This is a genomic window from uncultured Cohaesibacter sp., assembly GCF_963556055.3.
Lineage (GTDB): Bacteria > Pseudomonadota > Alphaproteobacteria > Rhizobiales > Cohaesibacteraceae > Cohaesibacter.
Genome location: NZ_CAUVYE020000011.1, coordinates 78,995 through 104,263, shown reverse-complemented (window position 1 = coordinate 104,263; position 25,269 = coordinate 78,995). Strand labels below are relative to the sequence as shown.

Genomic DNA, 25,269 nt, shown 5'->3' with positions numbered 1-25,269 from the left:
ACAGGCAGATCTCATGTGTGTGGACGCGTCAAATCCGTGCTTTAGATTGTCCTGTGTCGTGATATCGTCAAGATTTGCAGGAAAATTGTGAAGGTACCACAGGAAAGTCGACGTCATGCCATCGCAGTCAAAAGGTCATACACCATCGGACCTGCTCAAAAGCATCACGGTTGATCGTCATCTGCTTGATGAATTGGCTGCCCAGGGCGTTATCGATCAGGATACCCGGCTGAAGAGTCTCGGCTGGTTGCATCCCCCCCATGAATGGGCGCGCTGGGCGATGCTGCTGCTTCTGGCGTTTGGCAGTGGGCTCGTTCTGGCCGGTATCGTCTTTTTCTTCGCCTTCAACTGGGCCTCCATTCCCGATCTGGTGAAACTTGCGATGATCGAAAGCGGTATCGTGATCACGGCCGGGTTGAGCTGGTTCCTGTCTCTCGAGCGTTTCCTGTCCCGTCTCTTGTTGCTGTCAGCTGCCGTGTTGACGGGCGTTTTCCTTGCGGTTTTCGGGCAGATCTACCAGACCGGAGCAGATCAGTGGCAGTTTTTCGCCCTTTGGGCCGCACTGATAACCATCTGGACAGTGATAGCCCGCTTTCTGTCTCTTTGGGTGCTGTGGCTGGGGCTTGTCAACCTCTCGCTGTTCCTGTTCTGGAGCAATGAGCCGGGTCTGCGCGATGCCTGGCAGCCGTTGGTGTTGCTTGCCCAGGCAGGCTTGAACGGTGCCTTCCTTCTTGCCCGAGAGCTGTTGGCCCCAAGTGCCGCAGAGGTGAGGCAAAGTCGGATCGAGCTGGATTTCGAGTGGCTTTCTCCCCAATGGACGCGCTGGCTCCTGCTTGCCGGAATGCTGCTGTTTCTCTTTCCCACCATGATGATCTGGGTGTCGGACTGGCAGACCTCGGACATGATCATCAGAGTGAGCGCGCTGGGGGCAGCGCTTCTGAGCGCATTGCTATTCATAGCCCACCGCTATTGGCGTCCCGATGTGGCGGCTCTGGCGCTGCTGATGCTGATGATCTGTATTCTTGCGGTCATCGCATTCGCGGTCATCCTGTTCGACAATGTCCTTGAAAGCATTGGCACCACCTTTTTCACCGCGGTTTTTGCCATCATCAGCTTTGCGGGCGCGGCGGCCTATCTGCGTCATCTGCTCTCGCTTGATATTGAGGCAAGGGGAGGGCAGTGATGGAAGACAATACATCGAGCGGTTTTCTGGGCGAAGCGCCAGGCATTCTGCAATGGTTCAATTTCCTCCATAACGAGGAAGGCTTCGACCGCCCGCGGCTGATGATGATCAGTCAGGAACTCATTGCCATGAAAACCCGAAGAGTGGCCGAAGCTCCTCTTTATTTGCGGGCCTTGAGTGCGGTTGGGGCGATCATTTCCGGCTTTTTGCTGCTTTACCTGCTTTGGCTGTTTGGCCTGTTTGACCTGAGGCAAGATCAGCCTCACGATCAACGGGCTGCTGTTTTGTGTCCTTTCAGCCTTTCTCTACCGGTTGGGCTCGCATGATGGCAGGCGACTTCAGGATTTCTATATCCAGCTCGCGCTGACTTTCCTCCAGGTTGGCAAATTTGCCCTCGTTGCCGGGCTGGTTCAAATCGGTCATGACCTGTTTGCCCTGAGCTGGTTCTGGACAATCTCGGTGATACTCGGGCTCGTTGCCATATTGAGTTTTCTTGCCTTTCCCTCATCCATAGAACGCTTTTTTCTCAGCCATCGCCTTTTTGCTCTCTCTCTGGGTCAGCCTGCTTGCGGATTGCCCCAGGGAGCTGCAATTGATCGGGTTTGATGTGCTGCTTGCTGCCCATCTTTTCGCTTTGGCGGCCTTTCTTGTCTGGCCGGTGGTGCGCCAGACCCTGACGAGCCTTTATGGTGCCTTGCTGATCTCGCTCTGTCTGGCGGTTGGGGTGATCAGTTCTCTCGTGCATATCGACCGGACATCCTGGGTCGACATGCCCGATCAGTTCGCCGGCATTTTTGGCTTTGGCTATAAATGGTCGGTGCTGGTGGCGCTGGCGCTCGCTCTGGCGGCGCTCATCCTTTGGGTGGCAGGGCAAAGAAAACGGCGTTTCAACGAACCGCTTGTTGTCTCTCTTGTCGGCGTGTTTTGCCTTGCACTTCTGTCTGATCCGGGGATCCTGCTGGCGCTCGGTTTGATGATTCTGGGATATGCGACCCACCGGCCCGCGCAAATTCTTCTCGGTCTTGCCTTCGCGCTGTTGTTCGGTTTCTTCTATTATTACATGCTCGAGCTTTCCCTGATGCAAAAGTCTATGGTGCTGATTGCCTCCGGGCTCCTGTTGCTGTTCGGGGCCGGCTATATTTATCGGCGCGGCTGGCACAGGCCACCCCGCGAGGCGACAGAACTCCGCAGAAGCGATATGTCCAAGAGAGGTGGTCATGCGTAACCATCTGATCCTGCTGGCACTGCTGCCGATTCTGGCCTTTGTGAATCTCGGTATTTTTGACAAGGAAATGCTGAAGCGCGATGGCGAACCGATTTTGCTGGAACTGGAGCCGCAAGACCCCCGGTCTCTCATGCAGGGTGACTATATGCGACTGCGATATTCCCTTGCCTCCGAGGCGCGTCTTGATTGGCAGCAAGCCATTGAGCAAAACGGCGAGAATGTCCGGGAGATCCCACCGCGCGGGTTGCTCATCGTCACGCTTGGCGAGCACAAAAGGGCTGTCTTTTCCCGCTTTTATCAGAAGGGCGAGTCTTTGGCGCCAAACGAGCGGCTGTTCGCGGCCCGTTTTCCCACCAAACGGACAAGCTCGGACATAGAGATCGAACCGCAATCTTTCTTCTTCCAGGAAGGCCATGCCGCGCTCTATGCAAAAGCCCGGTATGGCATCCTGAAACTTGGAAAAAATGGCGAGCATTTGCTGATCGGCCTGGCTGACGAAACCGGTACGCAGATTTCCCCATGATCGTGTGGCTCGTCCCTTGCTATCTGTTCAGCTCATTAACGGGACAATAACCATAAACCACTAGACTCCGGGTTTGACAGCCGACGCGCCGAATGGTGGCGTTTTACGCTCATCATACCCATGAGAATTCTATGCTTGACCTTGCCAGATTGCTAATGTCCGTTGCAGGCCTGTTCATTCCGGCCGGGCTTGTCATGTTGATGTCTGGCCGGGTCAAATACCGCAATGAGCTGGACACCAATGTGCGGATCTTGACCGCCTTCAGCCTGTCCCTCATCTGCTATTGGCTGGTCGGCTATGGCTTGCTGAATGGTGATACATTTCATGGGTTTGTTGGCTGGAATGGATCGATCATAGGGCGGTCCGACCTGTTGTCGGGAGAGGCGGATCTGCGTGTCGTGAGCCTGTTTACCATTCCGCCGATCGCTGCTGCCTGCGCGATGACCGAGCGCGGTAGCGTCTATTCGGGCAATCTGCTTGTGGTCATCGTGGCGGTGCTGGTCGCGCCAGTGACCACGCATTGGAGCTGGCCCCATGAAGGGGGCACCGGCTGGCTGATGGCAAGCGGCTTTCAGGACGCCGGTGGTTCCGTCGTCATCTTCCTGTCTGCCGGATTTGTTGCCGTGGCCATCTCGCTGGTGCTCGGTCCTCGTATGGGACGGTTCCCTGAGGAAGGCGGGCGCCCCAGAGGTCATAGCCCGACCTGGCATGGCCTTGGTGCAATCTGTCTGGTGACCGCTCTTGTTCTGCTCACGGCGATGCGGGCCGAAAGCCTGCAAGACATATCGGCGGCCATTTTTGTTTTCTTCCTTGGTGCCAGCTTTGCGACAATCGCCGGAAGCCTGATGATGAAAATCTTGCGCAGCAATGATACGACGCAGGATCTGACAACATCCGTTTTGTCCGGAACCGTGGCTCTTACCTCGGTTGCCTCTTATGCCGAGCCCGTGGATGCTGCCCTGACCGGCATTCTTGCCGGGGCGCTTTCCGTGAGTTTCAAGCGTATTCTGGCCGCCTCCGAAATTGATGATCCCGGTGAGCTGATATCTGCCTTTCTCTCCGGTGGACTGATTGGCTGCTTGCTGGCTCCGCTCGCCTGGGCCGGGCTCATGGATTCACTGACGCAGCATCTTGTGACCCAACTCATCGGAATTGGAGCCATCGCTGCCTGGTCCTTTGGCGTGGCATTCATCTTCGCCCTGATACTGAAGCGCTTCTTCAATCTTCGGGTCAGCGAGGCCGACGAGAAAAGAGGGCTTTCCGTCGCGCACTATGGCTATATCAGCGAGCCTGACTATGTCATATCGGCCTTCGTACGCAGTTATGGGCGCGAATATCACAATGCCAGCGACCACGATGGCGAACTGTCCAGACTGTCGGAACAATTCAGCAAGGCTATCATCAAGCTGCATGGTGAAACCGGAAAGGCGCAGGACCGGATCGTGTTTGGCTGCACAAATCCCCAAAAGGCGGCGACCATGGTCTCGCGCATCCGGTTGGCCGAAGATAGCGTCCGGGTCAAGGCCGAAGACATCCTGATGTTGATGGAGAACCTGCTTTCCGGGCCGCAGAGCCAGAGGATAAGTGAGGATTTTTCCCTTTGGCAGCAGGAAGTGTTGGAAATTCTCCTCGAGCCGCTCTTGCAGGATCTGGAAAAACTGGTCCGCCATCTGCCTTTGCAGGCCGAACTGGATGAACTGGAGGGGACGGTCATCACGTCGGTCGAAAGCATGGCCCGATGTGCACATAATATCGAGTTGCTGCGAGATCTGTCGGAAGCACAGTCAAGCGGTTATTTCTCGCAAGATCATCCTTGCGATCTGGCGGTGCTGCTGCAAGAGAAGACCGAGCGGATCATCGCCCTGTCCGAGATTCACAACCGCCCGGTTCAGATCGATTGCCCTGTCAAAAGCGGCTTGATGGTCAATGGCGATGCCAATGGCTTTGCCAAACTCATGTCCCTGACGGTGGAAGGTGCGTTCAATCGCTTGCTGAAGCAGGCGCAACGACCAATCCGCCTCGAGTTGCGCGAACACAGCTCAGGCAACTATATCGTGCTTGATTGCATCGATACCGGCACCACCCTGTCTACCCGTCAGATACATTGCATCAAGGATCCGCTTTCCGAGAGCCTGCGCCTGAGGGAAATCGGCCTGCCGCAAATCCTGCCGCTTATTCTCGTGGCTCGTATTGTCGCTGCTGTCGGTGGAGAATTTGCAATTTCCAGCGAGTATGGTGCAGGCACGATCTTGCGTTGCCGCTTCAGGAAAAGCAAGGTAAAGGCCAGGGCGGCGGCCGCTGCGTGAGCCCCGGTCCCCGGACAAAATCCGCTTCATCCTCTCGAAACACCAATCCATCGCCACAGGCAGCGCAGGACCATGGCAGAGCGCTATCTGTTCATTCTCTTGCCAGTTTTCAGGGTGAAGGCCTCAAGCATGTCGCGCCCAGACCGAGGCTGGCCCGAATTGCGTCGACGTTGAATAGCGGGATCTAGTGCAGGATTTCCCGCGTGATGGAAGCCCGTGCGATGGTGATGAAATTCAGCGCCTTGCCCAGCTGGTCGCCGACAGATCGGGAGCAATCAAGCTCGATCCAGCGCGTCCAGTCATGATCAATGCCCGCCATCGCGAAGGCATCGGATCCCGAATCTGGCCCGTTGGCGCTTTGCATTTCAATGTTGCTGTTCCGACTGTCGCCGCCATCGATCGCTTTTTTCATGTCATTGCGGCTTTGCACCAGATTGAACGCAATAAGGGAGTTTTCGAGACCGAAATCGGATGCCAGATCACTCAACTGCTGTCTGTTGACCGGATTGCCGAACCATCCTTCCATGATGACCGAATACCCGGCCGCCAGAGCGAGGCGGGCCTTGTCTGCCATCCGTCGGTAAACCAGCTCCCAAACCGAAAAGCGATGCGCCGTTGTCGGCAGGCAATGCAGGTCGGAAATTTCGTATAGAGCGAGGATTTCCTGCTCTGCCGACAAATAGAGCGCGCCGGGCATCCTGCCAACCAGAGGTGCGAGCATGCGCGAGAAATGGGAGCGGTCCCGCTGGCGTCCACCACCCACCGCAATGATCCGTGTCTCGTCCTGCAACAGGCTGTCCCGAGCGGTCCTCAAGTGGTTCTGAAAGCCGAACTCATGTGGTTGAGGCGCATTGGTCGTTGTGATGGTCCGTTTCTGATACAGGCTTCTTGCCGCTTTCAGAGACTGCATGAAGACATAGAGGTCAAAGGTCAACAGACCGTTGAGGGCATGGCTGTCAAACTGTCGGCTGCAATAATGGGAAATACCCAGTTTGCCTGCTTGTTGAGATTTCGCGACCATAACTCGCCGACAAGCGCGGCAATATCATAGAAGGGATCGCCAATCAGCTCTGTCATCGCGCCGTGTTCATCTTCGACCCGTGGATTGATCAGGCAGAAATTGTCCCTGAGATCAACAACATTGCTCAGTTTCACATCGCCATGAATATGGCGGAAGAGCCCATGGTCCTCGCGATGCAGAATTGCTGGCTTGGACCGGTCAAGCTGGCCCTTGGCGCGGTTAAGGCAGGCGCGCAAGGTGTTTTTCTTGGTCTTGCTGTCACAGGATCGGACAAAAGGCTCCAGATCCTCAAGCGACTTGTAAAGGAAGGTCAGCCAGCTCTCGCCCTGCTGGTCAATCACCTCTTCGCCGGATTTGGGTTCGAACAGATGAGCCAGCTTCTGGCATTCGATATAGTTGGGCTGATAATGCTCAACGAACCGGTCAAAGCTGTTGGACGCATCGTAGCGATGCAACACGATCACCCAGTCTGCGATGACATCCTGCTGAAGCGCGACATGCTTGAGGCTTGGCTGCTCGCCATTGGCTGTCTGGGGAACCTGCATGAACAGCGCGGCATCCCGTTGCCAGACCGGAACCAGCCCGAGATAGAGTTTGGGCGAATAAAGCTGTCCGAACTCGATTTCCCGCAAGGCAAGCTGATAGCGCTCTTCCAGAGAATGCCGTCTTGGTGGTTCGCCTGACGCCGCATCTTTGGGACACTGGCGAAAGAGTTTGAAACAGTAGGGGCCGGACAGGAAGAGATAGTAATTGGCGGTCTCAATGCACTCTACCGGACCCGGCAAGCCGTAATTGGAGGCCGACGCGAGGAAATTCACCACATGCGTCTGGTCGTGCGCATCTACGCTCCCATGCTCGGCAAGGGCGCTATAGAGCGTCCGCTTGGATTCGCGGGAGCAAACAGAATAGTCTTGATTGCTCTGGGGACTGTGAGCGTCCATGGACCTGCCTCGAAAAAGATTGCAAAACTCTTGCAAGCCAGTCACGGGCCAGAAGCCAGCCTGCACGTCGAGTTGCGCAAAGTCTGTCTTTAAACCTCCCCAAGGGCATTGATGAAAATCAAGTTAAGTAAAACGCCATAGACTATTTAAGCAATGTTGTTTTTCTCCCTTGGTTTTTAGTATTATTGAACAAATTCATCGCTTCATGCAAAGATTATTTGAGAAAAACGTAAGAATTACAGTCGGGCACCGTGTTGATGGTGCGGGTTTCTGTAGCACAAACCTGTATTGGGGTGGAAATGCACGGAATCTGACTGTATGGGGACGAGAAATAGCTGAAACGGAGAAGAAAATGGCCGAAAGCGTAATGACCAAAGTGCGTCTTAACCTGGCGAGAAATGCCGACTTTCCCAGCGGCAGTGCGCAACACGGCTATGAGTTTGTCGCTCCTCTTGATGAAAATGGCTATATCGATGCCGAAGTCTGGCGTGTCCGTCGCAAGGAATGTCGGGTCCGCCGCTTCTGGGAGGGCGAACTGGACGAGCATGGCCATCTCATTCACAGACCCGGAGGTAGCTGGGCCTTTACTTATGACATCGACGGCGAGGATGATGTCGAGGCGGGCTATCGTTTCGGTCTCCATGCATTCAAACGTGGCGAATATGTTTCGATCAAGGATGAAGATGGAGATCTCTATACTTTCCAGGTGGCGACGCTGGTGCCTGTGTAGGGCATAAGCAAGGATCCTTAGGGTAAAAGCACGGTGGGCTTTAGTCTATAACATCTTGATTATATTGCTTGATTTAAATCAAAGAGCGATAGGTAAAGAATCAGGATGCTGGGTTTGCTTGCGAATAAAAAACACAGCCATACAAAAAAACTTTTGTTCCTTTTCAAATTGAACAATACCCCGTCGCCAGCAATCAAAAGCTAGGATGGCAAGGCACAAGGCAAGACAGCAATTGGAAAAGCCAGAGAGACGTTTTGCGGCGAAATTCTCAAGACTGCGCTTTTCTGTGGGGCGGGAATGCAAGTCCCCCAAAGTTGCATTCCCGCTTTTTCATGCCCGCACGGCTGGTGCGGATCAAAAAGCTCAAAAATGTGCGAATCGGGTCGGTCGATGTGACGGTTGAAGAATGGCCTTTGCCCGGCGGAGCCCCTAATCGTCGGCAGAGCCATTTGTGTAGCGAAGCAGCACAAGACGGATTTCAATGAGAGAAAGCTTCCCTGACCTTGGCACATATGAAAAGGGCCGCGCGCCTCTTGGGGCGTCGGTCGACTTGGCCAGAAAACCGGAAGCTGGAAACCAGGAAGCTGGAAACCGGAAGCTGGAAACCAGAGGCCAGAGAACCGGAGGCCAGAGAACTAGGAAGCCGGGAACTGTTAGCCTCGCTCCACCTTCAGAGTTTGCGCGAAATTTTCGGCACGTCGAAAACCATATGGACCAGATCCGGATCATCGGGATCCATTTTTGTTTCAAATCCAAGTGCCTCGCACATTTGTCGCATGGTCTTGTTGGTGCGCAACACCTCGCCAGCCACTTCCCTGAAACTGTCCTTTTCAGCATAGGCCAGAATCAGTTTCATCAGCATCCAGCCCAGCCCCAAGCCCTTGAGGTCTGAGCGGACCATGACCGCATATTCTCCGCGTTCATGGTTGGCATCTCCCATCAGGCGTACAGAGCCGAGCATGTCGCCGCTTTCCTTGTCGAGCGCAATAAAGGCCATCGAGCGGGCATAATCGATCTGGGTAAGGCGGGCGGCAAAAGCATGACTCATTGTTCGCGCTGCCGAGAAGAAACGCAAGCGCATGTCCTCATCCGTGACATGGTCGAAAAAGTCAGGGAACAGGGCCTCGTCCTCGGGGCGCATCGGACGAATGACGGCCACACGGCCATCCTTGAGTTCCCGTTCCTGTTCCCATTCGTTGGGGTAAGGCTTGATTGCAAAGCGCTTGTGAGGGTGAATGTGTTCAGAAACAGCCGAGACCCGCACCCTTGCATCGGCAATAATGTTGCCATGGGCATCGGCCAGAACCGGGTTGAAATCCAGTTCATGAATCTCGGGGAAATCGGCGATCATCTGGCTCATTCTCACCAGCATCTCGGCAAGGCTGTCCTTGTCGCATGCCGGTGTGTCGCGATAGCCCTCAAGACGCCGGTTGACGCGGGTCTTCTCGATCATGTCGCGGGCCGAAAGCAGGTCGAGGGGGGGCAGGGCAAGGGCCTTGTCGCGGATGACTTCAACCGCCGTTCCCCCGCGTCCGAACACCATGACCGGCCCGAATATGTCATCCACCAGCATGCCGAACAGAAGCTCGATCGCATGGGGCTTGCGGATCATGGGATGCACGGTGACGCCATTGATTTTGGCATAGGGATAGGCCTCGCGTGCGCGTTCGAGCACCTGCTGGGCGGCGGTAGCCACCGCACCGCTGTTATGCAGATCCAGAACCACACCACCGATATCGGACTTGAACTGAATGTCCTGGCTGTCGATCTTGACCACCGCAGCCCCATATTTCGAGATGATGGGGGCGGCCAGCTGCGCCGCTTCACTTGCTGTGCTGGCGGCATAGGATGCGGAAATCGGCAGGCCATAGGCCTCCAGCAACGTCGTCACCGAGACCGCATCAAGGCATGTCTTGCCCGCCATGATGGCTTCGTCAATCACGGTTCTTGCCGCTTCATAATCAGGCTGGAAAGACCCAAGGGCAGGGGGCATCCGCATCAACTGCTCTTGTGCCTGCATGTGCTTGACCACATAGGAATAGCCGCGAATGGCATCTGCCGGGGTCTCGAAATGAGGAACGCCCGCCTCTTCGTAGAGCCGTGCCACATCGGTCCCGCCGCCAAGATGAACCGCAAAGACCGGGATACGGCGCTTGCCTTTCTTCTTCCGCTCCTCAAGAAGATCGATGAGGCAATGGGCGCTTTGTTCCCCCGATGCGATGGCCGAGGGGCAGAAAATCGCCAGAATTGCATGGATATGCTTGTCATCCATCAGCACATCCAGCGACTTCTTGTAGCGCCCGAGATCCGCATCGGTGACGATATAAACCGGATTGCTGCGAGACCATGTCTCGGGCAGGATGGCGTCCAGACGCTCGATCGTGTCCTTGCCCAGAGTTGCCAACTCTCCGCCTTCATCGACCAGATTGTCAACCGCGAGCACACCGATGCCGGAGCTGTTGGTGACAATCGCAATGTCCGGCCCCTTGAGGCTGCGCACATGGGTGAGGGTCTCTGCCGCATCGAAAAACTCGTGCAGATCATTGACGCGCAGCAGACCGGCCCTCTCGAATGCCGTGCCATAAATGGCATCAACCCCGGCGAGCGCACCCCTGCGTGAGGCGACGGCCCCTTGCGGATGGCGACCCGATTTCATCAGGATCACCGGTTTTGTGCGCGCCGCAGCTCGGGCGGAAGACATGAATTTTCGGGCATTATGGATTGATTCCACATAGAGCAGGATGGCGCGCGTCCGGGAATCCATGGCGAAATAATCCAGCATGTCGCCGATATCGACATCCAGCTTGTCACCGAGAGCCACAAGTCCGGAAAAGCCCAGTTTATGGTGCGCTGTCCATTCTGCAACACTCGTCACCACGGCGCTGGACTGCGAAATCAGGGCAAGGTCGCCCGGCAGCCCCGGCACATGGCTGAAGGAGGCGTTGAGGCCTGCCGCTGGCGACAGCACGCCGATGCTGTTCGGGCCGACAAGGCGCATCTTGTATTTCTGTGCAATAGAGAGAGCTTCCTGCGCCAGGGATCCTTCTCCCTGTCCCATTTCAACCGCCATGATGATGGCTCCGCGGCAGCCTTTTTCTCCAAGCCGCTCCAGGATCTGGGTAACCGAGTGCGGCGCAGTGGCAACGATTGCCAGGTCAAGCTTGGCATCAATGTCCAGAACGGACTGATAGACGGTCTTGCCAAACAGCTCCCCGCCTTTGGGATTGACCAAAAAGAGCTTTTCGCGAAATTTGCCATCAATCAGGTTGCGGGCGATAGCGTAGCCAATGCTCCCCCTCACGCTGGGAGGCTCCCACAAGCGTCACATTGCGGGGTCTGAAAAAGACATCGAGATTAAAACTGCTCATGATTTTTCAGCCCTCCGCTTGTCATGAGGATCCATTTTTCGCGTGTCATCGCTGCCAGCGTCGATTTCGCCAAGCAACCATGCGGAAAAGGACAATCTTTTGAAACCTATGCAGACTTCAACACCAACATCAATTCTCGGAAAGTCGACGTTCCAGCCCGGCAGATTGGCGCGTTTCTTGCCGGTTTTGGTTTCGGGATTTTTTCGAAGGACCGGATCGTCAGGTTTTAAATATGCAATTGAGAAGTGATTAATTGTCAAAAAAGGCAATGGTAAATAGAGTTGCCTAAAATTTTAATTGAATTGAAAATAAAAATTGAAAGGAAGCAAATATTGGACAATCAACAACCTTGATCATATGAACAAAAATTTAAAACCTTGCTGTTAATCTGTCCAAAAGTCGGCTAATTGTTATTGGAGGCGCCGCGTGGAACCAGAATGGAACCAGTTTGAAACGGACGACATCAGTCATGAAATCCGAAGGATTCGTGCTGATATCAACAGCTTGGGCAATAAGATCCGGGCCGCCGACTATGGACACTCTTCAGATACCAAGTTGGTCACCAAGCAAATGAAGGACCTGAACGAGCAAATCAACATGCTCCTGCATCAGGTTGCTCCGATCGAGGAAATTCATCTCAAAAGCCTGGCGGTTGAGTCGCGGCTCGAGCGCGTGGAACGTCGTTTGAAGAAACAGGATGAAATCAAGCAGCTCATGTCGGTGGAACAATTGCGCCACACATGGTTGCCGATTTATGCCGTCATTCAACTTGTCTTGAGTTGGGCGATTTTCTTCAAATAGGTCGAAAGGCAGACAGATGGTCAAGGAAAAACCGGTGGGCCCAGGGGCCCGCCGGTTTTTTGTTTCTCTTTCGTCTTGTTTGCGTCAGTGGGCCATAAGGCACGGAACGGTCATTGCGCCCAGCATGTCGCGCGTGGCACCGCCCATGATGAATTCCCGCACGCGGCTGTGGCCATAGCCGCCCATCACGACCAGATCGGCCCCCATCACATCGACATGACCGAGCAGAGTATCTGCGACGCCGGCTTCACTGGATGTGATCTTGTCGACCGAAACATTGACGCCATGTCTTGAGAGATAAACCGCCAGATCGGCTCCCGGATCTCCGGGCAAATGCAGTTTCTCGGCATCAACCAGCACGACCCGCACCTCTTCGGCTTTCTCCAGCAGCGACATGGCCGCATAAACGGCATGGGCCGCCGTCTTGGAGCCATCCCAGGCAACCATGATTTTCTTGGCCGAGAAGGCTTCGACGCCGACATAAGGCACAAGCAGGATCGGGCGGCCAGAATCGAACAGGGCTGCCTCGATCAAATCCGGGCGTAGCGGCTCGGGGCGATCGGGATGATCCTGACCGATGATGATCAGGTCGCACATGCGGGCATGATTGAGCAGCGTGTCCAGGCCTCCGGGCATGATGTCCAGCATCCGTGTTTCGAAGGAATTGGTATTGAGATCGGCATATTCACTGAAGCGCTCAATGGCCGACTGAGCTTTTTCCTTTGCCCGGTTGCGCGCATCGGCAATGAACTGATCCGGCACGGGTTGCACCATCATCGCAGGAACAACGGGCTCGATCAGCGGAGCGACGCCAGTCAGATGAGCGTCCATCTGATTGACCAGTTTCGCAGGCGATCTGAACCGTGGCGGTAGTCAGATCGGTTTCAATGTCCAATAGGCAGACAACGTCTTTGATGGCCATTGTGGCCTCCTCTTCATCGGACCTTGGGCAAAAAGCCTGAAAAGGGCTCTCGAAAGGTCGGTTGCATTCAAGATCGCCCCACCAGAGAGAGGTCCCCTGGCGGCCGGTTGACAAAATTATGGCGCTTCCTCTTGCCAAGCCGCTTTGACGGGGATCAAGAGCAAGGCCTGTTTGACACGATATGGCATAGACTTAGTGCGTAAGACGATATTGAAATAATGGTGGAAATCTTACCGCTTTTGCCATTTTGGTCGATAATGATGCGCCGATTGCCTTTGCCTATCGCTCGACCCTCGCAAGGGCGGCGGATGATTGCTCCGCCTCGCTGGTTTGCTTGAGACTATATTCACGCCGAATGGTGAAGGCCCCTGCCGCCACCACAATGGCACTTCCGAGCAGCATCACGATTGTCAATTGCTCTTCGAAGATGAAATAGCCGATAATGATTTCATAGACCAACTGAAGATAGGTGATTGTCTGCAACCGTTACGGATTCCGTCAAGGCCAGTGCGCGGATGAGACAATAGTGACCCGGCGACCCCGATGATGCAAAGCGCAAGCAGCCAAAGCGCGTCCGGGCCAGCCACCGGGGTCCAGAAAAACGGACCGATGGCGCTGGTGATGAGCATCCCCACAACACCGGTATAAAAGAAGCTGACGCGAGGCGAGTCATAGCGGCTCGCAAGTCGTGTATAGATATTGTAAAGGCCGAAGGTGAAGGTGCAAAGCACCGGAACAAAGATAAGATTGCTGATTTCCTTGCCGAACGGATTGATGATCAGCAACATGCCCGCCATGCCGATAACGATGGCCAGCCAGCGCCGCCAGCCCACCTTCTCGCCAAGCAAGGGCACCGACAGCAGCGCCACCACCAATGGCGAGGCAGAGAACACGGCCTGACTTTGCGCCAACCCCACATAGGCAAAGCACAGGATGGAAATCACGATCTGGGCAACCAGAAGAAAGGCCCTCAAGACTTGCAGCCCCAGATGATCGGTATGAATTGCCTGCCGGAAGCTCACACCAGATCGCATGGCCCAGAAAATGGCGGACAGCGCAAAGGCCCAATAACGCACCATGGTAATCAGAAAGGGCGAGTAACTCTGTCCTACCACCTTGGTAATGGAATCCTGAACAGCAAAAATCGAAACGGCAAGGATCGCGAAAAAGGGACCGGAAAGTCTCATTAAGTCATCTTTCAAGGCGGGGAGGAAAAACTGTCTTCAAGGTGTCAGGGATGGCTCGTCCGTAATGGTCTGGTTGTGTTAATTCTTGTCGCAATTATCAGGTTGAACCACCCTAAATACAAGTGCTTATTACGGAAAATTATGAAAGCCGCGTAACACTTGAAGGAGGATTTTAAGCCGCATTTGATCGTGCTTGTCAATAGTGCGGATCGATTTGTCCATCGGCAAACCCCGTCTTCCGATGCAAGATGGCAAGGAGCGTCAGGACGTTGAGGCGCTTTGCGCGAGGTTCCTCGGCGTCAGCCGCCATAGCGCAGAAATGTCAGTTTCGTATCGCCGTAGGAACGGCATTCGATCTCTTCAAAACCGTCTGGAGCAGCAAGCTCTGCCTTGTCATCCTCTTCCCAGACGATCAGGGCACCGGGCACGAGCCAGCCCCCCTTGAGCGCACCTGGCAAGCGCCTGCTCGCCCAGCCCCTTGTTATAGGGTGGATCCATGAAAACCAGCGTGAAAGGCTCCATGGTGCCGATATCGCCGAGCCGGGTCGCATCGCGTCTGAATATTTTGGCCACGCCGTTAAGACCGAGCGTCTCCATGTTGGTTCGAATAAGACCGCGCCCCTCCGTGCCGTCCTCGACAAACAGTGCCGCCTTGGCGCCGCGTGAGAGTGCCTCGCAACCCAGAGCCCCGGTGCCGGCAAAAAGGTCGAGTACCCGAGCCCCTTCGACCACATGATCATATCCATGGGCCAGAATGTTGAACAAGGTTTCCCGCACCCGGTCCGTCGTAGGCCGAATAGCCTGACTTTTCGGGCTGGCCAGAGATTTGCCTTTGAAACGACCACCAACAATGCGCATGCTTGAATTTTCCGAATAACAATATCTTCGGAGACCTTGTGGCACATATTTCCCATGCTGTCATCTCCTTGCCTTTCCAGAAAAGCAAGCTGGGGAACCTCATGGCCTCTGCTTGTGGCACCTCGGTCTTTGCCCTGATGGTGGAGTACAAACCCAGTCAAGCCAGTGAACGGTCTCAAGCTTCTTTTTCCCGCCCGATTCAGGTTTGGTTTACCAACAAAATAAGCGGTCGTTGCGATTTCGGAAATAAGGTGTATTAGTGTAATGGTACAGTGATACAGAGGTGCAAATGACGGGGACGCAAAAGCAATGAATGAAACCGGGAGCAGAGGAAAAGCGGTTCAGATCGCCGAGGCAATCATGGAAGAGATTCTTGCCCAGACATTGCGGCCAGGTAGCCCCGTCCCGTCCGTCCGTGAAACCGCCATGCAAATGGGTGTGACACCGAACACGGCAGCCAATGCTCATGCCCGTTTGCGTGATTTGGGGATCATTAAACCGGAACGCGGAACCGGCAGTCTGGTTCAGGACGATGCCATGGGGATAGCGCGAAACTTCATCATGCAGACATTCGTCGAGCTTGAATTGCCTCTCCTGGCCCGGCGCATGAAACAACTGAATTTGAGTGAAAAAAACTTGATTGATCTTTTGAAACAAACGGATCTGAAAGACAACGTTATAGGAGAAAGCAAATGAAAATGTCCTATTTTCTGGGGCTTGGACTTATTCTGACCGTAACCGGTGCAACAGGCTGGTTGTCTGGAGCCAATGACTATCTGATTGACTTCATAAGCTTGGCCATCATTCTGGCCACCTGCCTGGCGGCCTTGATTTGCAATTTCGGCTTGCGTGGAAGTTTCAGCGCCATTGCCGCGCTGGTCCTGTCAGATCAGACGATTTCGTCCGGGTTTCGAAAATCGGCTGCCTTGACAGTTATCTTGTCAGGCCTTTTGGGCGGTTTGCTTTATCTGGTGATCGGGGTTATCGCAACGCTTTCCAGTGTCGAAGATCCGTCCTTGCTGGCCTCCTCCATTGCGGTGTCCTTTATCAGCCTGCTTTACGGATCGCTGGTTGCTCTGCTGGCTGTCCCGTCCTATGTCGCTGCCGAGTAGGGGACCGGCAAACCAATAAAAAAGAGGGCGAATTTCGCCCTCTTTTTGTATTTGACAAATCTTGATATCAGTCGCGATCTGAGCGGCCGCGAGGTCCGCCCGGGCGACCAGATGGGCGGCCCCTGTCGGATCTGTTGCCCTCGAAGCGTCCAGCGGAGCCACGCTCGTTGGAGGATCTGTTGCCCTCGAAGCGTCCAGCGGAGCCGCGCTCGTTGGAGGATCGGCTGCCCCCGGGACGGCCTTCGCCAAAGGGGCGCTTGCCTTGAGGTCGGTCACCGGCTTTACCCTTGCCGCCATAGCTCTTGCCGCCGGATCTTGATTTTTCAATGCGCGCATTGGGATCAAGCAGATCGGCCTTGTGCGGCTTGCCGCCAACCTTGCGAACAGATCGGCCTATGATCTTCTTGCCGTCGGCCCCGTCTTCGCGGAAGACGAAATCGGTTCTGCGTGGGGCTGCCGGATTGAACGGCTTGCGCTCGGCATAGGGAATGGCATTGTAGCTTTCCTTCTGTCGGTCATCCCCACGATCCCGATCCCCACGGCCCCGCTCGTTCCGGTCGCCGCGATCATCATCTTCAAAGCGTCTCTTGCGCTCTTCCTTGCGGTTTTTCTGGTCAGACATGACCCGGGCACCTTCCTTGGCCGAAAGATATCCGCCTTTGGCACCGCCTGAGGATTTGCGTTCGTTCTTCTTGTCTTTTGTCGGTTCTTCCTTGGCCAGTTCGGTCAGGATCGGGGCATCGAAATCGGCACCCGCTTCCTCGATCAGGCGTGAGCCGAGCTGTTCGCGCAGCACCCGGCCGCGCACTTCCTGCACCTTGCCCTCGTCCAGATCGAGCAACTGGAACGGACCGTAGGAAACGCGGATCAGCCGGTTCACCTCAAGGCCCAGATGGCCCAGTACCTTTTTCACTTCGCGGTTCTTGCCTTCGCGCAAGGCGACGGTGATCCAGGCATTGTCGCCCACCGAGCGTTCCAGTTGTGCATCAATGGAGCCATAGAGCACGCCATCAAGCGCGATCCCGTCCGCAAGGCTGTCAAGCTGGCTCTGGGTAACATGGCCATAGGCCCTGACGCGATAGCGTCGCAGCCAGCCGGTCGCGGGCAATTCCAGAACACGGGCAAGGCCGCCATCATTGGTGAGCAGCAACAGCCCTTCAGTATTGATATCGAGCCGCCCGACCGAAATGACCCTTGGCAGACCTTCTGGCAGTTTCTCGAAAATGGTTGCCCGGCCTTCCGGATCGGATGTGGTTGTCACAAGGCCACGGGGTTTGTGAAACAGCCACAGGCGCGTGCGCTCGCGCACCGGCAGGGGCGCACCGTCAACAAGCACCTTGTCGCTTGGCTGAATATTGATGGCAGGGCTTTCAAGCACTTTGCCATTGACACTGACGCGACCGGACGTGATCCAGACCTCGGCATCCCGGCGCGAGCAAAGACCGGCGCGCGCCATGATCTTGGCAATGCGCTCGCCTTCTTCAAGAGCGCGGGTCGGCGGTGTGTAGGCCGGTCCCTTGGGCTTGTCGTCCTTTACCGGTCCGTTGGAGGGTCTGGAGCTTTTGCCTGCCATACGCGGCGCAGAAGGATGGGACTTGCGTGCACCATCTCTCGAGCGGTCGCCAAAATGGGACTTGCGTGCGCCATCTCTCGAGCGATCGCCAAAGCGGCGGCCCTGATCCTCGTCCCGATTGTCACGGGAATCCCTGTTGCGGCTTGGTCTTTTATCGGCTTTGCTGCGATCCGGGCCATCGTCCTCGCGCCGCAGGGCGCGTTCTTCGCGCGTTTCCTTGCGCGCGTCCATCGCAGGAGACCAGCCACCGTCTCGCGGTTTGCGGTCTTGGCCAAATTTGTTGTTGCCATGGCCTTTTTTCTTGAAAGAAGAGGCCGGTTTATGTTTATGGGCGCCATCCCGGCGCGCATGTTCGGATCCGCCTGGCGACCTCTCGTCGGCAGAACGGGACCCATTTCGAGCAGATTTGCGTTCCATGGCGAAAGCCATTACCACAGCAGTGGGGACAATAGCGAGGAAAAAAAGAGAGCCAAAGTTGCATGGCTGCCAGATTTGCTCCGCAAAGCTAACAAATGGGAAAATACGGATGAGCGCATTGGGCAAAGGCGAGGAAACGGGGGAGAACATGGGCTCGAGCAGTTTCATGGAACGGGCGCTTGAACAGGCCCGTCTGGCCGAAGCGCGCGGCGAAGTGCCCATCGGGGCGGTTCTGGTGCATGAGGGTGTCGTGATCGCCGCGGACGGCAATCGCACCATCGAATTGAGTGATCCCACGGCGCATGCAGAAATTCTGGTCATCCGGCAGGCTTGCGCAAAGCTTTCGAGCCAGCGTCTGCCTCAGTGCGATCTCTATGTCACGCTCGAGCCGTGCCCGATGTGTGCGGCGGCCATTTCCTTCGCCCGCATTCGCCGCCTCTATTATGCCGCATCGGACATCAAGGGCGGAGCAGTGGAGAATGGTCCATGCCTGTTCGAACAGGCCATATGTCACCACAAGCCCGATATCTATTCCGGCTTTCATGAAAGCGAGGCGGCAACGCTGCTCAAAGAGTTTTTCAAGGAAAAAAGAGACTAGATCATGGGTCTCGTGAGCCTCATGGGCTTCGTGATCTGGGGCCACCGCCACGGCGCGGACGCCGTGGGGCCGCTTCAAACGCTTCGGTCTAGTGTTTGCTCTTCATAAGTTTCTCGACAAGAAAGACAATCTTGTCAGCAAAATAGAGTCGGCTTTCTGTTGTCAGAATGCCGTCGCTGTCATCCTTGCAGAAAAACATAATGGAGGAGACCGGAACGCCGAAAATCTTCGAATAGCGTGTGATGATTTCAGGTGTTGGCCTGACTTCTCCCTTTTCATAGGAGATCACGGCTTCGGAGGACACGCCAAGCTTGTGTGCAACCTCATGGATTGTCATGCTTTCATTTTCTCGCATGAGCGTGAGAATTCGATGGATCATAAGCAGTCCTCTCAAGACCCTGTTGTTTGATTATCCTCCCGCTTCCAAAGTAGCGATCCCGGCAATCTTTGCAAGATCTATGGTGTTATTACTTAGTTTGCAACCACAGGAAACAAATTTGTATCTGATAGAAAAGAAAGAACCGGCAGCAGAACAGGATCGGCGGCCAGATATCCGCTATTCCGGGCGGCATGATGAGGCGCAAAATGTCGACAAGGTGCAGGAGGGGAACAGCCTGCCGCTTGGCAATTGCGAATCCCTGACGCTTTGTGGCACTCTGCCGTTTCATCACATGGCGCAGAGACCTGATTCTGCCCTCCTTCTCCAACCCGACCCGACATAGCGAAACAGTCCCTCATGAGCGAGACCAACCCTTCAGCCATTTTGCAGCTTGATGAAGCCACCATCAACAAGATCGCCGCTGGTGAAGTGGTCGAGCGCCCTGCAAGTGTGGTCAAGGAACTGGTTGAAAATGCCATTGATGCAGGGGCAGACCGGATCGAGGTGCTCACGGCCGGTGGCGGCAAGAATCTCATCCGTGTCACTGACAATGGCTTTGGCATGACCAAGGCCGATCTCGTCATGGCAGTGCGTCGCCATTGCACATCGAAGCTTGATCCCGATGATCTGATGGATATCCGCCATCTGGGCTTTCGGGGCGAAGCCTTGCCCTCGATCGGCTCCATCGCGCGGCTCGACATCACCTCGCGTCACAAGAGCGAAGACCATGCCTGGCAGATCGCCGTTGAAGGCGGCAAGCAGAGCGAGCTTCGCCCTGCTGCCCTTTCGGTTGGCTCGCGCGTCGAGGTGAAGGATCTGTTTTTCTCCACACCGGCAAGGCTCAAATTCCTCAAGACCGACAGGGCCGAGAATGCTGCCATTTCCGAGATCGTCAAGCGGATAGCCCTTGCCCATCCCGGCATTCGTTTCACACTCTCGGGCGAAGACAGATCGCGCCTTGACTATGCCTCTGCCGAAGGGCCGGAGGCCCATCTGGTTCGCATGGGACAGGTGATGGGCAAGGCCTTCCGAGAGAATGCCGTCGAGATCGACGCCTTGCGCGATACCGTTCGCCTGACCGGCTTTGCAGGTCTGCCGACGCTCAACCGGGCCAACAGCCTGCAACAATTTGTCTTTGTCAATGGCCGCGCGGTGCGGGACAAGATGATGCTGGGGGCAATCCGTGGGGCCTATTCCGATTTTCTGTTCGGCGGACGTCACCCTTGCGTCGTGCTGTTCATCGATCTCGATCCGCACGAAGTGGATGTCAATGTGCATCCCACCAAGGCCGACGTGCGCTTTCGTGATCCCGGCCAGGTCAGAGGGTTGGTGGTCGGAGCCATAAGGCAGGCCATCATGGCGGCTGGCCATCGTGCCACCAATACCGGCGGAGCGGCAACCCTTGCCTCTTTGCGTCCCGACGGTGTGCGCACAACCGATATCGCCCAGGGGCGGCAAAGGGGAGCGGCTGAAACAAGGGGCTCCCATTTTTCTCATGTCCCTTCGCGCCCTGTTGACTGGGATTGGCGCCAGGGTCCCTATGCTCCCTTGCCCGACAGGCAAGAGCCCGGACCTGACGCGGACTATCAAGCTGGCAGGAGCGGGCTTGAAGAGGATGCCGCCATCCGTCTTGATCAGGCGCAGCCGCAGGGACTTGCCAATCCGTTTGATGCGCAAACCGGAGAAGGGCAACGCCTCGCAGAGCAACCGGGCCTGCAAGGCATGCAAGAGACGCAAGGGCGCATGGCTGATCTGGTTGCTCCCTCGGCGGATGCCCGCGCCAATGACACGGACCTCGACCCGCAAGCCCTGTCGCGCCCGCTTGGGGCTGCGCGGGCCCAGATCCATGAAAATTACATCATCGCCCAGACAGAAGATGGTCTGGTGATTGTCGATCAGCATGCCGCCCATGAGCGACTGGTCTATGAGAAGCTCAAGGCTTCGCTGGCTGAGAAGGGTATTGCCCGTCAGGGCCTGCTCATTCCCCATGTGGTGGAACTGGACGAAGAGGATGTCACGCGCCTTGAAGAGGCTGCGCAGGATCTTGATCGTCTCGGTCTGACGCTGGAAGCCTTCGGTCCCGGAGCCGTGGCCGTGCGCGAAACTCCTGCCATTCTGGGCAAGCCGAATATCGAACGCCTTGTTCGCGACATTGCCGACGATCTGGCCGAATGGGACAGGGCCAATCGTATCGAGGAAAAAATCCTGCATGTTGCGGCCACCATGGCCTGTCACGGCTCTGTCCGTTCAGGCCGACGCCTGCGCGCCGAGGAAATGGATGCGCTGCTGCGCGAAATGGAAGCCACGCCCCATTCCGGCCAATGCAATCATGGCCGTCCGACCTATGTCGAGCTGAAACTGTCCGACATCGAACGCCTATTTGGCCGCAGTTGATGGATCTTTGGCAGGAGCCCCGGCGCAGTCATATGAAAAGCTGTAGCGGGCATCGACAATCTTGCGCCCCCCACTGATCGAGCAATGGGCCCGTCCCGTCTGATCCAGATAGACACGAGCTGCTTTTTGATGCTCATCCTGCTTGGGCAGGACATTGGCCATGCCGAGCGACAGGCCATTCATCAGGCCAGCCTTGAGGGCGTGGTCGAGCGGAGGCGTCGTGGTGATCGTCTTTGTCTCGGCATTTTCAAAAATGCGATAGGACAGCGGCCCGACCTGAGCATGCTTGACATCGGGCAGGGACTGAATCGCTTCGCGAGAATCGGTGACACAGCCAGCGAGAAAGGCACAAAACACAAATGCAACAACCCGTCTCATTGAAGCGTCCTCACAACTCAATTCTGAAACTGATAAACCATGGATTGTCTTGAATTGCAATTGCATCCCGTTTTTTGCCCGGCAGTCGCTCCCCTCTATCCCCGTATCATCCCACAAAGGTCTGTATGTCATCTCCCTGTCATAACAATCGAGTCAAAGAGAAGCCAACTTGAACAGGGCATGACGAGCGTTGCATGAAACATTTGGCGCATATTCTGATGGCGGCGGGCTATTCGTGGGGAGGCCTCAGGCGCCTTTTGCATGAAACCGCAGCGCAGGCGGAAGTGATGTTTTTCGGTCTGCTATTGGTTGTCTATGGACTGGTGGGGGCCAGCCTCGGCCAATTTGCCATTCTCATCATGCTGTTTCTCTTCACCATTGCCATTGAGGCCCTCAACACGGCGATTGAAGTTCTGGTCGATCATCTCACCAACGAATTTGCCGAATTTGCCCGCCATGCAAAAGATTTGGGATCCTTTGCAGTCTTTTGTTGCTTGACCATGATCAGTCTTTACAGTTTGTATGTGCTTTATACCCACCTCTAGTCAAAGCTGGCCTGCTGATGAGCATTGATACTTCCACCCGCGTTTCCGTTCGCAATCACCTTTCTGCGCTTGTGCGCCTGCGCAAGGCGGTGATTGGGTGTTGCCTGTTCGCCTTGTCCTTTTATCTTCTCTTCGTTGTCCCGTATGAGGGACTGAGCGCATGGCTGCTGCTGGCCATGATGCTCATTGCCTTTCTCTCGTTCGGGCTTGGCTGGTCCGGCCTCTCGCAAGGGGTGCTTGGCTGGTCACGACAGGTGGATTTCGATTTCAGCAAATGCGAGGTCAGCCAGCGATCCCCCTCCTTTCTGGGCCGCTCCCGCGCCTATGTCGTTCCTTTCTTCCGAATTGCCGATTTCAAGATCCATGAAGGCCCTGTCTCGGGCGAGGGGGGATTGATGAAACAGTCCATGATCGACCTGCTCGACAAGGAAGGATCCGTGATGATCAAGGCCGGTATGTTTGACAGCGCCGCCGACGCGCAAGCGATGGTGAACCGGATTGGTGACGCGATTACAATGGCGCATCAGCAGGAAAAGCCAGGCTATTGAGATCCCGCGAGAGGGGTGAACGAAAAGCCTGCTTCCGGACCGATATCCGAACCTGTCGATGGGATTACCCTATCTGATCCTCTGATCGCCAGAGGGGAGCTTGTCTGTGCTTGCGGTCGCTTGCTCAATGACCCGTCCCCATGGGACTTGGGACCAGAGTCTTTCATGCAGACAATAAAACAGGAAGCTGATCAGTGCCGAGGACACCGCAATCCCGCCGCTTGCGGTCAGTGAACCGGTAAACAGCAATCCCACCAGCGTCATCGAGACAAGGCCGAGCAACTGCCAGCTTAGCGCCTTGGCAATGGTTCTGGTTCTGGTGTCCATCATCTGCCCTTTCTTGCAGCAACAGCCAAACACAGCAACAGGACACCGGTCCGCCACACAGTGCCGTCGGCTGATGTCGCTAAAGGGCTGATTTGCTGGAATGAATCCAAAAGCGTAAGCGCGAACGCGCCTGCTCCTCTGTAGCGCAAAAAGAGGGCATTGGACATTTGGTGAATTTGCTGCAAAAATTAGCTCTTGCAGATTTTTATCAACAATGGTGGGAATTATGGACAAGAGAGACCGTGCTATCCTGTTTCGCGAACGTTTGTCGGAGGCCATGGCCCATCTTGGTATGAGCCGTAGCGCGCTGGCGCGTCAGACAAATGTTGATCGTTCCACCATCGGACAATTGCTCAAGGATACGCTGCCCCGCCTGCCCAATGCACAATTGGCGGCAGACGCGGCCTCCGCACTCGGGGTCAGTGTCGACTGGTTGCTGGGCCTTACAGACCGGCCCGAGCGGCCCGGCGACATTCTGGCCTCTTCCCTTGCTCTCAGCCCCGCCGAGCGCAGCGCCGCCGACGCCCAGATCCTCGACTGGCACAGGGAAGCGGCTGGCTACAAGATCCGCCATGTGCCTGCCACGATCCCTGACATGCTGAAAACCGAGGCCATGCTGCGCTGGGAATATTCAAGCTTCTTCGAGCATGCATCGGTACAGGCCATTGATGCGATGCAGGAATTGATGTCCTGGTTGCGCGATGGGCAGTCGGATTATGAAATCGCCATGCCGATCCACGAGCTCAAGGCCTGCGCCTCCGGCAGCGCCTATTATGAGGGCGTAAGCGCTCGCATCAGGCACGAACAGCTTGTCTCCATCGCCCGCAGCTGTGAGGAAATCTATCCCCGTTTGCGTCTCTTTCTGTTTGACGCGCGCCAGATCTTCAGCGCTCCGGTGACGATCCTTGGCCCCAAACTGGCCGTGATCTATATCGGGGAATTCTATCTGGCGTTCCGTGAAAGCTCACGCATCGCCTCGCTCACCAGCCATTTTGACCATCTGGTGAGAGAAGCCTGTGTCGACCCGCGTGAAGTGCCGGGCTATATCGATGGCCTGATTGCCGCAGAGGGCTGGTAGCGCCAAGTCTGCGACCTGGCTCTGACCTATTTCTCCGGTCCCGGATCAAATCCGACAAGGATCTGCACATTGCGCTGTTGTGGCGTCGGGATGGCAATCGACTCGTCGACCTGCGCAAACAGGCCCGAGCGGCTCGGAGGCGTCAGCTGCACCGGTATTTTGTGCAGCTTGGAATAGAGCACGTCCTCATCCTGCTTGACCACGATGCGCAAGGGCAGCACGGCTTTGTTCATATCGACCGATTTCGGGCCGCCGAGCACGCGCCCGCCAACGCCGACCTTGATATAGGTCTCTGCGCCAAGCTCGGTGCATTCGCGTGCGGTCTGGGTGATGTTGGCCTGATAGATCAGCTTGTTGGGATTATTCTCGCCGCCCTTGACATAGGACTGGTAGAGATTGGTATCGCCCAGAATGCTGACGGAAGGACAGTAGCCATTGAGCTTCTTGGCGTTTGACAGGAACAACTGCGTCGTATCATCGACAATCGTCGCGCCGGTGTCGATGTTGGTCGTGGGATCGAAGGTTTCCGCTTTCTTCGTATCGACAGCAGACGAATATAATTTGGTGCCCCCGAATTTCGGGCCGTTGGGATCTGTCACGCAGCCAGACAGGGCCAAACCCAAAGCGGTCAAGGCTACCAGTTTGCTGATTCTGGAAAAGGACACCGACATCTTCAACTCTCTCTAACGCATCACTTTTTGCTTGGGAATGCCCTCTGGCCAATGGTGAAAGGCGACAGACGGCAAACACAACACCTTATTTGGGGCGAAGATATAGCATAATTGCGGCAGATGGCGAATAATAACCGCGCTCGGAATGACTTTTCCAATTGATCTCATCTTGACAGACAGCTTT

At 55.7% G+C, this 25,269-nt stretch carries 26 protein-coding genes and 1 pseudogene; 15 read left to right on the top strand and 12 right to left on the bottom strand.

Annotation, left to right across the window (positions count from 1 at the left end):
- The first annotated feature begins 115 nt into the window (after nucleotides 1–115).
- From ACHZB8_RS06340 to ACHZB8_RS06320, 5 genes are all read left to right on the top strand, one after another.
- Nucleotides 116–1,183 (top strand): DUF2157 domain-containing protein, encoded by a 1,068-nt coding sequence (locus ACHZB8_RS06340; RefSeq protein ID WP_316859422.1) that lies wholly within the window; start codon nucleotides 116–118, stop codon nucleotides 1,181–1,183.
- Nucleotides 1,183–1,509: a hypothetical protein gene (locus tag ACHZB8_RS06335; RefSeq protein ID WP_316859421.1), complete on the top strand. Its 327-nt coding sequence runs from the start codon at nucleotides 1,183–1,185 to the stop codon at nucleotides 1,507–1,509. Before ACHZB8_RS06340 ends, ACHZB8_RS06335 begins: the two co-directional genes overlap by 1 nt.
- A 206-nt stretch (nucleotides 1,510–1,715) precedes the next feature.
- A complete protein-coding gene (locus tag ACHZB8_RS06330; protein ID WP_316859426.1) occupies nucleotides 1,716–2,408 on the top strand; it encodes a DUF4401 domain-containing protein in 693 nt (230 codons plus the stop codon).
- Entirely contained in the window at nucleotides 2,401–2,931 is a 531-nt protein-coding gene (locus tag ACHZB8_RS06325; RefSeq protein ID WP_316859420.1) for a GDYXXLXY domain-containing protein, read from the top strand. Before ACHZB8_RS06330 ends, ACHZB8_RS06325 begins: the two co-directional genes overlap by 8 nt.
- 131 nt (nucleotides 2,932–3,062) lie before the next feature.
- Nucleotides 3,063–5,237 (top strand): hypothetical protein, encoded by a 2,175-nt coding sequence (locus ACHZB8_RS06320; protein WP_316859419.1) that lies wholly within the window; start codon nucleotides 3,063–3,065, stop codon nucleotides 5,235–5,237.
- 184 nt (nucleotides 5,238–5,421) lie between these two features.
- On the opposite strand, the gene ACHZB8_RS06315 is transcribed toward ACHZB8_RS06320, so the two are convergent.
- Complete coding sequence (locus ACHZB8_RS06315) at nucleotides 5,422–6,147, bottom strand: hypothetical protein (RefSeq protein WP_316859418.1); 726 nt, start codon at nucleotides 6,145–6,147, stop codon at nucleotides 5,422–5,424.
- A 20-nt stretch (nucleotides 6,148–6,167) separates the two neighbouring features.
- Entirely contained in the window at nucleotides 6,168–7,199 is a 1,032-nt protein-coding gene (locus tag ACHZB8_RS06310) for a hypothetical protein (protein ID WP_316859417.1), read from the bottom strand.
- Between the two features lie 352 nt (nucleotides 7,200–7,551).
- Here ACHZB8_RS06310 and ACHZB8_RS06305 point away from each other — a divergent pair, with 352 nt between their 5' ends.
- Entirely contained in the window at nucleotides 7,552–7,929 is a 378-nt protein-coding gene (locus ACHZB8_RS06305; RefSeq protein WP_316859416.1) for a hypothetical protein, read from the top strand.
- Nucleotides 7,930–8,599: 670 nt separating this feature from the next.
- Here the strand turns inward: ACHZB8_RS06305 and ACHZB8_RS06300 are convergent.
- Nucleotides 8,600–11,230 carry a bifunctional acetate--CoA ligase family protein/GNAT family N-acetyltransferase gene (locus ACHZB8_RS06300; RefSeq protein WP_316859415.1) on the bottom strand — a complete coding sequence of 877 codons (2,631 nt, stop codon included), beginning with the start codon at nucleotides 11,228–11,230 and terminating at the stop codon, nucleotides 8,600–8,602.
- A 493-nt stretch (nucleotides 11,231–11,723) separates the two neighbouring features.
- On the opposite strand from ACHZB8_RS06300, the gene ACHZB8_RS06295 reads away from it, so the two are divergent.
- A complete protein-coding gene (locus tag ACHZB8_RS06295) occupies nucleotides 11,724–12,098 on the top strand; it encodes a hypothetical protein (RefSeq protein WP_316859414.1) in 375 nt (124 codons plus the stop codon).
- Between the two features lie 84 nt (nucleotides 12,099–12,182).
- Here ACHZB8_RS06295 and ACHZB8_RS06290 read toward each other — a convergent pair whose 3' ends face one another.
- The 4 genes and pseudogenes from ACHZB8_RS06290 to rsmD form a co-directional block, all read right to left on the bottom strand.
- The gene (locus ACHZB8_RS06290) at nucleotides 12,183–12,929 is read right to left on the bottom strand and encodes a universal stress protein (RefSeq protein ID WP_316859413.1); all 747 of its coding nucleotides are present in this window, start codon (nucleotides 12,927–12,929) and stop codon (nucleotides 12,183–12,185) included.
- 370 nt (nucleotides 12,930–13,299) lie between these two features.
- Nucleotides 13,300–13,422, bottom strand: coding sequence for a hypothetical protein (locus ACHZB8_RS06285; RefSeq protein WP_316859412.1), 123 nt, complete (start codon nucleotides 13,420–13,422; stop codon nucleotides 13,300–13,302).
- 8 nt (nucleotides 13,423–13,430) lie between these two features.
- Nucleotides 13,431–14,207 carry a DMT family transporter gene (locus ACHZB8_RS06280; RefSeq protein ID WP_316859411.1) on the bottom strand — a complete coding sequence of 259 codons (777 nt, stop codon included), beginning with the start codon at nucleotides 14,205–14,207 and terminating at the stop codon, nucleotides 13,431–13,433.
- Nucleotides 14,208–14,506: 299 nt separating this feature from the next.
- Nucleotides 14,507–15,065: pseudogene (rsmD, locus tag ACHZB8_RS06275) on the bottom strand (16S rRNA (guanine(966)-N(2))-methyltransferase RsmD).
- A gap of 309 nt (nucleotides 15,066–15,374) precedes the next feature.
- Here rsmD and ACHZB8_RS06270 point away from each other — a divergent pair.
- A complete protein-coding gene (locus tag ACHZB8_RS06270; protein ID WP_316859410.1) occupies nucleotides 15,375–15,761 on the top strand; it encodes a GntR family transcriptional regulator in 387 nt (128 codons plus the stop codon).
- Nucleotides 15,758–16,177: a MotA/TolQ/ExbB proton channel family protein gene (locus tag ACHZB8_RS06265; protein ID WP_316859409.1), complete on the top strand. Its 420-nt coding sequence runs from the start codon at nucleotides 15,758–15,760 to the stop codon at nucleotides 16,175–16,177. Before ACHZB8_RS06270 ends, ACHZB8_RS06265 begins: the two co-directional genes overlap by 4 nt.
- A 67-nt stretch (nucleotides 16,178–16,244) precedes the next feature.
- Here ACHZB8_RS06265 and ACHZB8_RS06260 read toward each other — a convergent pair whose 3' ends face one another.
- Nucleotides 16,245–18,167: a pseudouridine synthase gene (locus tag ACHZB8_RS06260; RefSeq protein WP_316859408.1), complete on the bottom strand. Its 1,923-nt coding sequence runs from the start codon at nucleotides 18,165–18,167 to the stop codon at nucleotides 16,245–16,247.
- A 109-nt stretch (nucleotides 18,168–18,276) separates the two neighbouring features.
- Between ACHZB8_RS06260 and ACHZB8_RS06255 the strand changes: the two genes are divergently transcribed.
- A complete protein-coding gene (locus ACHZB8_RS06255) occupies nucleotides 18,277–18,765 on the top strand; it encodes a nucleoside deaminase (protein WP_316859407.1) in 489 nt (162 codons plus the stop codon).
- 88 nt (nucleotides 18,766–18,853) lie between these two features.
- Here the strand turns inward: ACHZB8_RS06255 and ACHZB8_RS06250 are convergent, their stop codons facing one another.
- Nucleotides 18,854–19,144: a helix-turn-helix transcriptional regulator gene (locus tag ACHZB8_RS06250; RefSeq protein ID WP_316859406.1), complete on the bottom strand. Its 291-nt coding sequence runs from the start codon at nucleotides 19,142–19,144 to the stop codon at nucleotides 18,854–18,856.
- A 118-nt stretch (nucleotides 19,145–19,262) separates the two neighbouring features.
- On the opposite strand from ACHZB8_RS06250, the gene ACHZB8_RS06245 reads away from it, so the two are divergent.
- Both ACHZB8_RS06245 and mutL read left to right on the top strand, forming a co-directional pair.
- Nucleotides 19,263–19,487, top strand: a complete 225-nt coding sequence (locus tag ACHZB8_RS06245) for a hypothetical protein (RefSeq protein ID WP_316859405.1) — start codon at nucleotides 19,263–19,265, stop codon at nucleotides 19,485–19,487.
- A gap of 14 nt (nucleotides 19,488–19,501) precedes the next feature.
- On the top strand, nucleotides 19,502–21,538 hold the full coding sequence (mutL, locus tag ACHZB8_RS06240) for a DNA mismatch repair endonuclease MutL (RefSeq protein ID WP_316859404.1): 2,037 nt from the start codon (nucleotides 19,502–19,504) through the stop codon (nucleotides 21,536–21,538).
- Here the strand turns inward: mutL and ACHZB8_RS06235 are convergent.
- Nucleotides 21,521–21,916: a hypothetical protein gene (locus ACHZB8_RS06235; protein WP_316859403.1), complete on the bottom strand. Its 396-nt coding sequence runs from the start codon at nucleotides 21,914–21,916 to the stop codon at nucleotides 21,521–21,523. The two genes, mutL and ACHZB8_RS06235, sit on opposite strands and share 18 nt — an antisense overlap.
- A 194-nt stretch (nucleotides 21,917–22,110) precedes the next feature.
- Between ACHZB8_RS06235 and ACHZB8_RS06230 the strand changes: the two genes are divergently transcribed.
- Both ACHZB8_RS06230 and ACHZB8_RS06225 read left to right on the top strand, forming a co-directional pair.
- Nucleotides 22,111–22,461: a diacylglycerol kinase gene (locus tag ACHZB8_RS06230; RefSeq protein ID WP_316859402.1), complete on the top strand. Its 351-nt coding sequence runs from the start codon at nucleotides 22,111–22,113 to the stop codon at nucleotides 22,459–22,461.
- Between the two features lie 17 nt (nucleotides 22,462–22,478).
- Nucleotides 22,479–23,009: a hypothetical protein gene (locus tag ACHZB8_RS06225; RefSeq protein WP_316859401.1), complete on the top strand. Its 531-nt coding sequence runs from the start codon at nucleotides 22,479–22,481 to the stop codon at nucleotides 23,007–23,009.
- A 69-nt stretch (nucleotides 23,010–23,078) separates the two neighbouring features.
- On the opposite strand, the gene ACHZB8_RS06220 is transcribed toward ACHZB8_RS06225, so the two are convergent.
- Nucleotides 23,079–23,339: a DUF2061 domain-containing protein gene (locus tag ACHZB8_RS06220; RefSeq protein WP_316859400.1), complete on the bottom strand. Its 261-nt coding sequence runs from the start codon at nucleotides 23,337–23,339 to the stop codon at nucleotides 23,079–23,081.
- A gap of 223 nt (nucleotides 23,340–23,562) precedes the next feature.
- On the opposite strand from ACHZB8_RS06220, the gene ACHZB8_RS06215 reads away from it, so the two are divergent.
- The gene (locus ACHZB8_RS06215; protein WP_316859399.1) at nucleotides 23,563–24,414 is read left to right on the top strand and encodes a helix-turn-helix transcriptional regulator; all 852 of its coding nucleotides are present in this window, start codon (nucleotides 23,563–23,565) and stop codon (nucleotides 24,412–24,414) included.
- 26 nt (nucleotides 24,415–24,440) lie between these two features.
- Here ACHZB8_RS06215 and ACHZB8_RS06210 read toward each other — a convergent pair whose 3' ends face one another.
- On the bottom strand, nucleotides 24,441–25,079 hold the full coding sequence (locus ACHZB8_RS06210) for a hypothetical protein (protein WP_316859398.1): 639 nt from the start codon (nucleotides 25,077–25,079) through the stop codon (nucleotides 24,441–24,443).
- Between the last annotated feature and the right edge of the window lie 190 nt (nucleotides 25,080–25,269).